Below are 12896 nucleotides of genomic sequence, written 5' to 3'. Positions count from 1 at the left end.
CGAGACGGCAATAGGCTCGAGACATGACCGTGCTCATCGACTCGCCCGCGTGGCCGGCACATGGCACGTTCTTCTCGCACCTGGTCAGCGACCACTCGCTTGACGAGTTGCACGCCTTCGCCGAGGCAAACGGGGTTCCGCCGCGGGCGTTCGACCTCGACCACTACGACGTTCCCGCCGCGCGCTATGACAGCCTCGTCGTGGCCGGCGCTCTGCCGGTCACGGGACGGGAGCTGGTCGTGCGTCTTCGCGCCAGCGGGTTGCGGGTGCGCGGCCGCGATCGAGCGCCTCACGAAGGCAGACGCTGAGCGGATGCCGCATCCACTCGCTCGCCTCGGGAGCGCACTCGGCCGTGGCCACCGCCCGCTCGCGTCGCTCACGCCTGGTGCGTCTCGCCCGCGCTCTCGGGCGTGACCGCGACACCCGTGAGAGCAGCCGTCGTCACCCGACGGCTGCGGGAACGGCCGTGGCCGGGCTGTTTCGGCTGTGGGAGCGCCTCGAGCACCGAGTCGAGCAGGTGCTCGGTCTCGCTGCTCTTCGCGCGCTGACGGGCGCGGGGGGCCGGCTCAATGGGGATGTCGAGGATCGCGACGGTGCTCTGCTCCATGGCCTGTTCCGTGCGCTGCTCGGCATTCTGCTCAGCGGTCTGGCGACCGGTGTCACGCTTTCGGCCGCGGCTCGACTTGCCGGTGCGGCCCGATGCGTTCTCCTCGGTCTTCTCTTCGGCGATCACGTCGTCGATGCGAGCCTGGGTGATCTCCTGGCCGTGCTCGGTCGTGAGATCGGCCGCGTGGGCGGCCAGCGTGCTTGCGGCGATCTGGGCGAGCGCGTTCTTGGCGTCATCGGTGATGGCGTGCGGCGCGACGGCCGGCGCGTTGCTGCTGCCGCCACCGTTGCCACCGCCGTTCCCGCCTTTGCCGCGGCGGCGTTCTGACGAGTTCGACGATGAGCGGTGCTTGGCCACAGGGTCGTGGTGCACGACCACGCCGCGGCCCGCGCACACCTCGCACGGTTCGCTGAAGGTCTCGAGCAGGCCGAGGCCGAGCTTCTTGCGCGTCATCTGCACGAGGCCGAGCGAGGTGACCTCGGCGACCTGGTGCTTCGTTCGGTCACGGCTGAGGCACTCGACGAGGCGTCGAAGCACGAGGTCGCGGTTGGTCTCGAGCACCATGTCGATGAAGTCGACCACGATGATGCCGCCGATGTCGCGTAGGCGAAGCTGACGCACGATCTCTTCCGCGGCCTCGAGGTTGTTCTTCGTCACGGTCTCTTCGAGGTTGCCGCCGCTGCCGACGAACTTGCCGGTGTTGACGTCGACGACCGTCATGGCCTCCGTGCGGTCGATGACGAGCGAGCCGCCGGACGGCAACCACACCTTGCGCTCGAGCGCCTTTTCGATCTGCTCCGTGATGCGGAACTCGTCGAAGGAGTCCTTCGCGCCCTCGTAGCGCTCGACGCGCTCGAGCAGGTCGGGGGCCACCTGCGAGAGGTAGCGCTCGATGGTCTCCCTGGCCTCGTCGCCCTCGATGACGAGGCGGTGGAAGTCTTCGTTGAAGACGTCGCGCACGATCTTGATGAGCAGGTCGGGCTCGCTGTGCAGCATGGCGGGCGCCTGGCCGTTCTCGGCCTGCGCGCTGATCGCCTCCCACTGGGCGCGCAGCCTGTTGACGTCGAGCGTCAGCTGATCGTCGGTCGCCCCCTCGGCGGCCGTGCGCACGATGACGCCGGTGTTCTCGGGCAGAACCTCCTTGAGGATCTTCTTCAGGCGAGCGCGCTCGGTGTCGGGCAGCTTGCGGCTGATGCCGTTCATCGAGCCGTTCGGCACATAGACGAGGTACCGCCCCGGCAGGGAGACCTGGCTCGTGAGCCTCGCACCCTTGTGGCCGACCGGGTCCTTCGTGACCTGCACAAGAACCTTGTCGCCCGGCTTCAGCGCGAGCTCGATGCGGCGGGCCTGGTTGCCGCCCGCGTTCTCCGCGGCCGCCTCCCAGTCGACCTCGCCGGAGTACAGCACCGCGTTGCGGCCGCGTCCGATGTCGACGAACGCCGCCTCCATGCTCGGCAGCACGTTCTGCACCCGACCGAGGTAGACGTTGCCGATGAGTGACGCCTCCTGCGAGCGGGCGACGTAGTGCTCGACGAGCACGCTGTCTTCGAGCACGCCGATCTGGATGCGCCCGTTCTTCTCGCGAACGATCATGGTGCGGTCGACGGCTTCACGGCGGGCGAGGAACTCGGCCTCGGTGATGACGGGGCGACGACGGCCGGCGTCGCGGCCATCCCGGCGTCGCTGCTTCTTCGCCTCGAGCCGAGTAGAACCCTTGATGCGCTGCGGCTCCGTGATGGGCTCGGGCGCCTCGCGCTGGCGCGACCGTGACGACGACTCGTCACCTGAATCGCCCGAGCGGCGGCGCTGGCGCTTGCGCGTTCGGGTGCCCTCCTCGGGCTCGTCGCCGCGGTCGTCGCGCTCCTCGCGCTCGTTTCCGGGCAGGGGTGGCAGCGGAACGATGTCTGGCGCCTTGAAGAGTATCGATGTGGATGGCAGGCCGGTGCGCGCGGCCGACACCTCGGGTGCCGGCGCGGGCTCGGCGGCCGACTCTGCCGTGACCGTCTGTGCGGGCGCATCCGCCTGCGGGGGCTCGGCCGCGGGCTCGACGTGCTCGTGGGCGGGTCTCGATACGGCGCCGTTGGCGCCTACTCGACCAGCGGAGGGATCGGCGGGTGCGGTCGCCTCAGCGACGACCTCGACCTCGGCCTGCTCCGGCTTACGGCTCGCTCGCCGCGAACCGAAAAGCCTGCCGCGCTTCCTCGTCTCCCCCGTCGTATTGTCTGCTGCCTGATTGTTCGTGTTGTCGTCTTCCACCATCTCTGGTGCACTCCTCGACCGGATGGGGGCCGCGCCACCGTCCGGTTACTCTCTCGAGCGGGCCCGCCGGTGCGGGCTGCCGCCAATTCTCACGTGATGCGACCGGCCCTGTGGCTCTGATCACATCATCATCTGGTCGATGTTCTCCCGATCGTTTCTTCGATGCGGGCACTGGGCGAAGTTCGCCCGTAAAGCCTTCTTTGGCGTCTCACCGGCGCGGCCGGCGATGACTTGCCCCCCATTATCGCACGCCCGGCTGTGGGGAGCCGCTTACGACGCTGTGCCATAATCCGAGGGTGTCCCTGACTGCACCCGAGAAGCGACCGACCGTTCTGGCAGTGTTCCTCGTGATCGCCGGGGCAATCGGGTTCGCCGCCGCCTTCCTGCTCACGCTCGACAAGTTCACGCTGCTCGAGCATCCGAAGGCCCAGCTGAGCTGCAACTTCAGTGTTCTCATCGGCTGCAGCACCAACCTCTCCTCACCTCAGGGTGCGGTACTCGGGTTCCCGAACCCGCTCATCGGTATCGCCTGCTGGCCCGCCGTCATCGCCGTCGGCGTCAGCATCCTCGCCGAGGCGAAGTTCTCCCGCTGGTTCTGGATGCTCTTCAACCTCGGCGTGCTCGGTGCCATCGTGCTCGTGGGCTGGCTCATCTGGCAGAGCGTGTACGCACTGTTCGTGCTGTGCCCCTGGTGCATGGTCACCTGGTCGGTGACCATCCCCACATTCTTCGCGGTCACGCTGTACAACCTGAAGATGGGCAACATTCCCGTGCCGGCGGGGGTGCGCCGCGCATCCGCTGTTCTCTATGCCTGGGTGCCGCTGATCACGATCGTCTGTTACGCGTTCGTCGCCATCGTGGCGCAGGTGCAGCTGGACTGGCTGCACCGCATCTGAGTCTTCCGCCAGTTCAGAACCAGAGAGCGAGCTCGCGAGCGGCCGACTCCGGCGAGTCGCTGCCGTGCACCAGGTTCTGCTGCACCTTGAGGCCCCAGTCGCGCGCGAGGTCGCCGCGGATCGTGCCGGGCGCGGCAGTCGTGGGATCGGTGGTGCCGGCGAGAGAGCGGAAGCCCTCGATCACACGATCACCGGCGAGACGCACCGCGACGATCGGCCCGGACTCCATGAACTCCACGAGCGGCTCGTAGAACGGCTTGCCCTGGTGCTCCTCGTAGTGACGGGCCAGCAGCTCGCGGTCGGCCTGCAGCATGCGGATGTCGACGATCTGGTACCCCTTCGCCTCGATACGGCGCAGGATCTCGCCGGTCAAACTGCGGGCGACGCCGTCGGGCTTGACGAGAACGAGGGTCTCTTCGACAGTGGTGCTCATGCGGGTGTCTCCGTTTCGTTGGGTGGATGGGGGGTCTGCCGGTCGAGCCGGGCGCCGGTGATCATGCACCAGGTCCAGATGGCCGTGAAGATGACGCCGACGATGTAGAGCATCGGCACGAGAATTCCGCCGGCGATCACCGCGAGCTGCACGAGCCAGCCGATCACGTAGGCCCAGCGGTAGCGGAGCAGGCCGATCGTGGCGGCCATGACGACGATGAGGGCTGCTCCCCCGCCGAGAGCCCAGGCCGCCGGCGCCGCCTTCAGGCCGAACACGACGAGGGCGCCGAGGAACACGACGACGAGCTCGAAGCCGAGCACGATCTGCGCGAGGCTGCGTTGCGCGGAACGCATCAGCTCTGCTTCCAGCCGCGGTCGTCAGCGATGGCCATCGCCTCGCCGACGAGCAGGATCGAGCCCGTGACGACAACGGCGCGGCGCGGAGCGGACGCGGCCCAGGCGCGAGCCTCGTCGAGCGCGTCGAAGAGCTCGTCGTACTCGACGATCTCCTCGTCGGGCCGTGCCCACCGCGACACGTCGCGGGTGAGCTCGTCATGCGGCACCGACCTCGACGACTGGGACTGCGTCACATGGAAGCGCGAGACGACGGGGGCCAGCTGGTCGATGATGCCGTGGATGTCCTTGTCAGCGACGATCGCGAGCACCGCGACGATCTCGTCGAAGTCGAAGTACGACGTGAGGGCGGCGGCGAGCGAGGCGGCTCCGCTCGGGTTGTGCGCGGCATCCACGATGACGGTCGGCTCGGTGCCGATCAGCTGCAGGCGCCCCGGCGAGGTGGCCGTCGCGAAGCCCTCCTCCAGGATGTCGCGCGGGATCGTCTGGCTGCCGCGGCCGAGGAACGTCTCGACGGCGGCGACGGCGACGGCCGCGTTCTGCGCCTGGTGGTCGCCATAGAGCGGCAGGAACAGGTCGGAGTATGTGCCCGCGATGCCGCGGATGGTCACCAGCTGGCCGCCGACCGCGACGGCGGTGGAGGTCACGTCGAACGCGTCGGCCTGCACGGCGAGTGTCGACTCGGTCAGTTCGGCCGCCCGGCGCAGCTCGGCCAGCGCCTCGGGGGTCTGGGCGGCCGAGACGACGTCGGCGGCCGGCTTGATGATGCCGGACTTGGTGCGGGCGATCTCGGCCACCGTATTGCCGAGGCGCGCCATGTGGTCGAGCGAAATGGGCGTGAACACGGCGGCCTGGCCGTCGCCGACGTTAGTCGAATCCCATTCGCCGCCCATGCCGACCTCGATCACTGCGACGTCGACGGTGGCGTCGGCGAAGCTGGCGAAGGCGAGCACGGTCATGGTCTCGAAGAAGGTGAGCCGCGGCTCGCCCTCGGCGACGAGGGCGGCATCCGTCATCTCGATGTATGGCCTGATGTCGACCCAGTTGCGAACAAGGGCCTCGTCGCTGATGGGTGCGCCGTCGATCACGATGCGCTCGTTGAAGCGCACGAGATGCGGGCTCGTGAACAGTCCGACGCGAAGGCCATGGGCGCGAAGGATGCTCGCGGTGATGCGGCTCGTCGAGGTCTTGCCGTTCGTGCCCGTGATGTGAATGATCGGATACGCGCGGTGCGGGTCGCCGAGGGTCTCGACGGCCCTCCGGGTGGCGTGCAGGCGCGGCTGGGGCTCGGCCTCGCCGAGGCGCGAGAGGAGCTCGGCGTAGACCGCGTCACCCGCCTCACGGAAGGCGTCGTCTTCTGGAGTCTCTGAGTCGAGTGGGGTGTCAGGCATCGACGGCCTCCTGTACGGGCGAAAGCGTGACGACGAAGGAGCCGCGGTTGGCGAACTGCCCGGCGTCGAACGTCTGGCTGAAGGTGGCATCCGGGGCCCGTTCCGGGTCCCCGGGGCCGAGGATGATGAGCTCGACCGCGAGGGTTTCCGCGGCGAGGGCGACATCGGTCGTGCGGGCGAGGGCTGCGGCATCCGCTTCGTCCTCAAGCCGGATGCTGAGGCGGATGCGGTCGCTGACGTCGAGGCCGGCCGCCTTGCGCGTGTCCTGCACGGCGCGGATCACGTCGCGGGTCAGGCCCTCAGCCTCGAGCTCGGGCGTGGTGGCGGTGTCGAGCAGCACGAAACCGCCGCCGTCGAGCAGCGCGAGCGCGCCGTTCGCTCCCGCCGCGTCGAGTACGAGGTCGTATTCGGCGGGCTGAAGCTCGATGCCGCCGACCGTGACGCCACCGTCGGCCTGAATCCAGTCGCCCGCGCGTGCCGCCGTGATGACGGACTGCACCTGCTTGCCGAGGCGCGGACCGGCGGCCCTCGCGTTGACCGTGAGCCGGCGAGTGATGCCGTATTCTTCGGCGCTCGTGTCTCCCAGCTCGACGAGCACAACCTGCTTCACGTTCAGCTCGTCGCGCAGGATCTCCGTGAATGGCGCGAGACGATCGACGCCCGCAGCGACGACCGTGAGGGTCGCCAGCGGCAGGCGCACGCGCAGCCCGGCCTGTTTGCGCAGCGAGAGCGCGGTTGAGCTGGTCAGGCGCACCTGGTCCATGGCGGCGACCAGCGCGTCGTCGGCCGGGAAGGCCGACGCATCCGGCCAATCGGTCAGGTGCACGCTGCGCCCGCCGGTCAGGTCCTTCCAGATGCGCTCGGTGACGAGCGGCAGCAGGGGCGCGGCGACGCGCGTGACCGTCTCGAGCACGGTGTAGAGAGTGTCGAACGCCCCGCGGTTGGAGCCGTCGGGCCCGACGCCCACCCAGAACCGGTCGCGGGAGCGCCGCACGTACCAGTTCGTGAGAACGTCGGCGAAGTCGCGCAGCGTCGCGGCGGCCACCGTGCTGTCGAGCGCGTCGAGATCGGCGGTGACGGTGGCAACGAGATTGTGCGTCTTGGCGAGCAGGTAGCGGTCGAGCACGTCGGTCGAGTCGGTGCGCCACTCGGCCTCGTAGCCGCACGCATTGGCGTAGAGCGAGAAGAAGTACCACGTGCTCCACAGCGGCAGCATGACCTGGCGTACGCCCTCGCGGATGCCCTCCTCTGTGACGATGAGGTTGCCGCCGCGCAGCACCGGGCTCGCCATGAGGAACCAGCGCATCGCATCCGAGCCGTCGCGGTCGAAGACCTCGCTGACGTCGGGATAGTTGCGAAGCGACTTCGACATCTTCTGCCCGTCGTTGCCGAGCACGATGCCGTGGCTGATCACATTGCGGAACGCCGGCCGGTCGAAGAGTGCGGTCGAGAGCACGTGCAGCAGGTAGAACCAGCCGCGCGTCTGGCCGATGTACTCGACGATGAAGTCTGCCGGGTTATGCGTGTCGAACCACTCGCGGTTCTCGAACGGGTAGTGCACCTGCGCGAACGGCATCGAGCCGGAGTCGAACCACACGTCGAGCACGTCGGTGATGCGGCGCATGGTGGAGCGGCCGCTCGGATCGTCCGGATTCGGCCGCGTGAGAGCGTCGATGTACGGTCGGTGCAGGTCGGGCTCGCCGCTGTCGTTCACCGGCAGGGCGCCGAAGTCGTGCTCGAGCTCGGCGAGCGAACCGTACACGTCGATACGTGGGTAGGCAGGGTCGTCGCTCTTCCATACGGGGATCGGCGACCCCCAGTAGCGGTTGCGGCTGATCGACCAGTCGCGCGCGTTCGCGATCCACTTGCCGAACTGGCCGTCCTTGACGTTCTCGGGCACCCAGTCGATCTGCTGGTTCAGCTCGACCATGCGCTCGCGGAACTCAGGCACACGCACGAACCAGCTGGAGACGGCCTTGTAGATGAGCGGGTTGCGGCAGCGCCAGCAGTGCGGGTACGAGTGCTCGTAGCTCGCCTGGCGAAGCAGGCGGCCCTTCTCCCGCAGCAGGCGTGTGAGCGGCTTGTTCGCCTCGAACACCTGCAGCCCTGCCACGTCGGTGACAGCGGGCAGGAACCGCGCTCCCTCGTCGACCGAGATGATCACCGGGATGCCGTTCGCCTCGCACACCCTCTGGTCGTCCTCGCCGTACGCGGGGGCCTGATGTACGATGCCCGTGCCCTCGGTGGTCGTCACGTAGTCGTCGACGAGCACGCGCCACGCGTTGTGCGTTCCGTACGTCTCGGCGTCGGCGTAGTAGTCCCACAGCCTGTCGTACTGCACGCCCTCGAGCTCGGCACCGGCAATGGTGCGACGGATGGCGGCAACCGCCGCATCCCCGCTCTCGTACCCGAGGTCTTTCGCGTGCGCCGCAACCAGGTCGGCCGCCAGCAGGTATTCGCCAGAGAGATCTCGCTCGTCGTTGCCCTCGCGCTCCCCGTCGGCGGCGCCGAGCGGGCCGGCCGGCACAACCGCGTAGCTGATCTCGGGGCCGACCACGAGAGCCAGGTTGGTGGGCAGGGTCCACGGCGTCGTCGTCCAGGCCAGCGCGCGCACCGCGGTCAGTTGCATGGCCTCGGCCTTCTCGCCGACGAGCGGGAAAGTGACGGTGACCGTCTGGTCCTGCCGAATCTTGTAGACGTCGTCGTCCATGCGCAGTTCGTGGTTCGACAGCGGCGTCTGGTCTCGCCAGCAGTACGGCAGAACGCGGTAGCCCTCGTAGGCGAGGCCCTTGTCGTAGAGCTGCTTGAAGGCCCAGATCACACTTTCCATGTAGCTGGTGTCGAGGGTCTTGTAGTCGTTGTCGAAGTCGACCCAGCGCGCCTGCCGGGTGACGTACTGCTGCCACTCGGCGGTGTAACGCAGCACCGAGTCGCGGGCCGCCTGGTTGAAGGCGCCGATGCCCATGCTCTCGATCTGGCTCTTGTCAGTGATGCCCAGCTGCCGCTCGGCCTCAAGCTCAGCGGGCAATCCATGAGTATCCCAGCCGAATCGACGGTGCACGAGCTTGCCGCGCATGGTCTGGTAGCGCGGGAAGAGGTCCTTGGCGTACCCGGTCAGCAGGTGCCCGTAGTGCGGCAGTCCGTTCGCAAAGGGCGGGCCGTCGTAGAAGACCCACTCATCGCATCCCTCACGGTTCTCGATGGACGCCTGAAACGTGCCGTCCTTGTCCCAGAACGACAGCACCTCGTTCTCGACCGCGGGGAAGTTGGGCGACGGTGTGACACCGGCATCGCCGGAATTCGACTTCGGGTACGGCATGTCTCTCCTGGCAGCTTGCAGACTCTGCACGAGGACGTCACCCACATGAACTGCGGATGCCGCGGTACCACCCCGCTTGCCGTGAAACCACGGCCGCTCGTTCTTTGGCTGTGACGGGCCAGCCCCGTTCGGTTCTACTTGGCGCTGCTGCCGCGAACGGCAACCGCATCGTTCTTCCGAAGACTCCCCGGTGATGGCCGGATCAATGTCGCTTCCTCAATACTAACGGCTCGCTGAGCCCAGCACCTGCTCGAATCCGCTGCACACCGGCGTGATGGCCGCCGCAACGTAGTCGACGAGCGGATCTCTGCCGATGCCGGCGCGAGCCCATGCGCCTGCGGCCGACGCGGCGGCAGCGATCACGGCGAACGCCGCGGGCTGCGCCGGGACCCGGGCTGGACTCCCCAGCTGCGCCGCTGCAACGTGCCGCTCGAGAACGCTCGCGAGCCGCAGGAAGCGGGCGAGCCCGGAGGACTGCAGCTCCTCGGCGACCCCCATGGTCTCCCACTGGGTGATGGCGAGCGGGATGGCGCCGGGGGTGAGCTGCGTCGCGGTGGCGAGAAGGGCGTCGCGCACACCGAGCATCACATGGGCGCCTCGAGGCAGGTTCGACAGTTCTCGCGCAAGAGTCTCGACGCTGTCGTCGACACCCGACCAGAGAACGTCGCTCTTGGCCGCGAAGTAGTTGAAGAAGGTGTTCCGGCTCACGCCCGCACGCTGCGTGATCTGCTCGATGGTCGTTCCGGCGTACGTCTGCTCGAGGAACAGCTCGCATGCCGCCTCCTCCAGCATCGCCCGCGACGACGCGCGCCTGCGGCCGACGCGACCTTCATGTGCCGTCATCTGTATCCCATCGTGGCTATTATTGGTCTCAGTACAATAATGCACGCCCGCCCGAGCATGGACCACAGCCGCTTCCGCTCGTGCAGCTTTCGATTCGTCCCTAACCCTTGAGGACTCATGCCCGTACGCCCTGTGATCCGCAGCACCATCATCGCCTTTGCAACGGCCGGCGCGCTCGCGCTGTCTCTGGCCGCCTGCACGCCGCAATCGTCGACGGGCGCCGGCTCGAGCGACTCCCCCGTGCGCGGCGGCACGCTCACCTACGCGAGCGGAGACGCCGAGCCGACCTGCCTCGACCCGCACGTCGGCGGCAACTACCCGCAGGCCCTTGTCGCCACCCAGTACCTCGAGGAACTCGTCTCCAAGAACACCAAGGGGCAGATCATTCCCTGGCTCGCCACGAAGTGGACGGAGTCGAAGGACGGCCTCAGCTGGGACTTCACGCTGCGTGACGGCGTGAAGTTCACCGACGGCACGCCGCTGGATGCCGCCGCCGTCAAGGCCAACGTGGCACACATCCAGGACCCCGCGACGGGGTCTTCCACCGGCTACCTCGCGCTCGGCAAGGTGGCCTCGACCGAGATCGTGAGCCCCCGCGTCATCCGCTTCACGCTCAGCCAGCCCGACAGCGCACTGCTTGAGTCGCTGACGCAGCCGTGGCTCGCCATCGAGTCGCCCGCCGCGCTGAAGCGCAGTAAAGACGTCAACTGCGCCCACCCGGTCGGCACAGGTCCCTTCATCGTGAAGCAGTGGAAGAAGCAGGATTCCATCACCCTGGTACGCAACGCGGGCTACACGTCGCCGCCCGCTGACGCGGCGCACCACGGCCCCGCGTACCTGTCAAAGATCGTGTGGCGGTTCATCCCCGACTCGGCCACCCGCTATGCGGCGCTGAAGGCCGGCGAGGTCGACGTGATAGACAACGCCCAGCCCGACACCATCGTGGCCGCGCACAAGACCAAGTCGCTGACAGAACTGAATGCGCCGAGACCGGGCGCATCCAATCGTATCGAGCTCAACTCCGGCAAGGCGCCGTTCAACGACGAGAAGGTGCGCGAGGCGTTCATTCGTGCGGCCGACGTGAACGACGGCATCAAGACGCTGTTCTTCGGCACGGCGAAGCGCTCGTACTCGGCGCTGTCGAGCGTCGAGCCGCTCGGCTACTCCGAGCCGGGCCTGTTCGGCTACGAGCCGAAGAAGGCGAACGAGTTGCTGGATGCGGCGGGCTACACCACGCGCGACGCGGACGGCTACCGCACAAAGGACGGCACCCGCCTGACCGTCGTCTTCCCCGTCTCGACGAACCAGTCGATCCCCGCCGAGCAGTCCCTGTTCGAGCAGATCCAGGCCACGACGAAGAAGGTGGGCTTCGATGTGAAGCTCGAGCCCATGGACCTCTCCAGCTGGTACGCCGCCCTCGCCAAGAACGACTACGACGCGGTCAGTGCGCCGTACACGAAGGTGGGGCCTGACGTGCTGCGCATCCTCTACGACTCCGCCAGCATCACGCCGGCGCCGAGCGGCTACTTCGCCAACCTCGCCCAGGTCGACATTCCCTCGCTCGACGCGACGCTGGAGAAGGCGGCCCAGGTGTCGGATGTCGCAGAGCGCTCCGCGCTCTACGAGACCGCGCAGAAGACGATTCTCGAGGGCTACTACATCCTGCCGCTCTACGACCAGCAGAACCACTACCTGCTACGCAACGACGTGGTGGGCCTGCGCGCCCTGCCGAGCGTCTCCACGCCGCTGTTCTACGACACCTGGCTGGATCGGTGACGCTCGGCCCCGGCACCGAGGTCGAGGCGGCGCTGGAGAGCGCGGCCTCGACTCGGCGCTCGGGCCGTGGCGCGGTTCGCTGGCTCTCCACGCGCCTCGCGGGTCTCCTGTTCGTACTGTGGGCGGCCGCGACCCTCACCTTCTTCGCCATCCGGCTGATTCCGGGCGACCCGGCGCAGGCGATCCTCGGCGGGCCGGGATCGCAGGCGAGCGCGGCGGCCCTGGCGCAGGCGCGGGCCGAATACGGGCTGGACCAGCCGCTGATCCTGCAGTACCTGGGACAGCTCGGGCGCTATGTCACCGGCGACTTCGGCACGTCGTACTCGCTGCATGAGAGCGTCGTACAAGCGATCGGCCAGCAGTTGGGCGGCACGCTCGTTCTCGCTGTCGCGTCGCTGGCGGTCGCGTGGGTGCTCGCGCTGGCCGTCGCTGTCTTCTCGGTTCGGGCCGGTCGGGCGGCCTGGGCCGTGGGAAACGGGCTGGAGATCGTCTCTGCCGCCGTCCCGCACTTCTGGCTGGCGACCGTGCTCATCCTGCTCTTCAGTTCGACGCTCGGATGGCTGCCCGCCATCAACGTGCCCGGCCCCGTTGGCCTGGTTCTGCCCGTCGTGACTCTCGCCGTACCGCTCGCCGGATTCCTCGGCCAGGTCATGCGCGAGTCGCTGCTGAACGCCCTGCACTCCCCCTTCGTGCTCTCCGCACGGGCACGGGGCGAATCGGAGGTTGGCGTGCTCGTTCGGCACGCTCTTCGGCACGCCGCCCTGCCGGCCATCAGTCTCTCCGGCTGGGCATTCGGCTCGCTTGTCAGTGGCGCCGTCGTGGTCGAGACCATCTTCGCCCGGCCCGGCATCGGCCGCACCCTGCTGCGCGCGGTGCAGGAACGCGACGTTCCCCTGGTCTCCGGCATCGTGCTCGTCGTTGCCCTCGCTTACTGTCTGGTCACGGTGGCGAGCGAGGTGCTGGATCGGGTCGCCGATCCCCGGCTCGCGGAGTCGCCGCGATGAGGCGGGCGGCATCCG

General features: G+C 68.1%; 10 protein-coding genes. 4 read left to right on the top strand and 6 right to left on the bottom strand.

Annotated elements, in window-relative coordinates; translation table 11 throughout:
- Window positions 1-23 precede the first annotated feature (23 nt).
- Complete coding sequence (locus OSC27_RS08095; protein ID WP_267180928.1) at window positions 24-308, top strand: DUF4031 domain-containing protein; 285 nt, start codon at window positions 24-26, stop codon at window positions 306-308.
- 68 nt (window positions 309-376) lie between these two features.
- On the opposite strand, the gene OSC27_RS08090 is transcribed toward OSC27_RS08095, so the two are convergent.
- Complete coding sequence (locus OSC27_RS08090; RefSeq protein ID WP_267180927.1) at window positions 377-2866, bottom strand: Rne/Rng family ribonuclease; 2490 nt, start codon at window positions 2864-2866, stop codon at window positions 377-379.
- 296 nt (window positions 2867-3162) lie between these two features.
- Here OSC27_RS08090 and OSC27_RS08085 point away from each other — a divergent pair, with 296 nt between their 5' ends.
- Window positions 3163-3762, top strand: a complete 600-nt coding sequence (locus OSC27_RS08085) for a vitamin K epoxide reductase family protein (RefSeq protein WP_267180926.1) — start codon at window positions 3163-3165, stop codon at window positions 3760-3762.
- A 13-nt stretch (window positions 3763-3775) separates the two neighbouring features.
- Here OSC27_RS08085 and ndk read toward each other — a convergent pair whose 3' ends face one another.
- From ndk to OSC27_RS08060, 5 genes are all read right to left on the bottom strand, one after another.
- Window positions 3776-4195 carry a nucleoside-diphosphate kinase gene (gene ndk, locus OSC27_RS08080; protein WP_267180925.1) on the bottom strand — a complete coding sequence of 140 codons (420 nt, stop codon included), beginning with the start codon at window positions 4193-4195 and terminating at the stop codon, window positions 3776-3778.
- On the bottom strand, window positions 4192-4548 hold the full coding sequence (locus tag OSC27_RS08075; protein WP_267180924.1) for a DUF4233 domain-containing protein: 357 nt from the start codon (window positions 4546-4548) through the stop codon (window positions 4192-4194). Before OSC27_RS08075 ends, ndk begins: the two co-directional genes overlap by 4 nt.
- On the bottom strand, window positions 4548-5939 hold the full coding sequence (locus OSC27_RS08070) for a bifunctional folylpolyglutamate synthase/dihydrofolate synthase (protein ID WP_267180923.1): 1392 nt from the start codon (window positions 5937-5939) through the stop codon (window positions 4548-4550). Before OSC27_RS08070 ends, OSC27_RS08075 begins: the two co-directional genes overlap by 1 nt.
- Window positions 5932-9258 carry an isoleucine--tRNA ligase gene (ileS, locus tag OSC27_RS08065; protein ID WP_267180922.1) on the bottom strand — a complete coding sequence of 1109 codons (3327 nt, stop codon included), beginning with the start codon at window positions 9256-9258 and terminating at the stop codon, window positions 5932-5934. Before ileS ends, OSC27_RS08070 begins: the two co-directional genes overlap by 8 nt.
- 222 nt (window positions 9259-9480) lie before the next feature.
- Window positions 9481-10101 (bottom strand): TetR/AcrR family transcriptional regulator, encoded by a 621-nt coding sequence (locus OSC27_RS08060; RefSeq protein WP_267180921.1) that lies wholly within the window; start codon window positions 10099-10101, stop codon window positions 9481-9483.
- A 117-nt stretch (window positions 10102-10218) separates the two neighbouring features.
- On the opposite strand from OSC27_RS08060, the gene OSC27_RS08055 reads away from it, so the two are divergent.
- Together OSC27_RS08055 and OSC27_RS08050 are read left to right on the top strand one after the other, a co-directional pair.
- Window positions 10219-11877, top strand: coding sequence for an ABC transporter substrate-binding protein (locus OSC27_RS08055; protein ID WP_267180920.1), 1659 nt, complete (start codon window positions 10219-10221; stop codon window positions 11875-11877).
- Window positions 11874-12881 (top strand): ABC transporter permease, encoded by a 1008-nt coding sequence (locus tag OSC27_RS08050; RefSeq protein WP_416348833.1) that lies wholly within the window; start codon window positions 11874-11876, stop codon window positions 12879-12881. Before OSC27_RS08055 ends, OSC27_RS08050 begins: the two co-directional genes overlap by 4 nt.
- Window positions 12882-12896 lie beyond the last annotated feature (15 nt).

Source organism: Microbacterium sp. STN6 (assembly GCF_026410545.1).
In the GTDB taxonomy this organism is placed as follows: Bacteria; Actinomycetota; Actinomycetes; order Actinomycetales; family Microbacteriaceae; genus Root112D2.
This window is presented reverse-complemented; position numbering and strand designations above follow the sequence as displayed.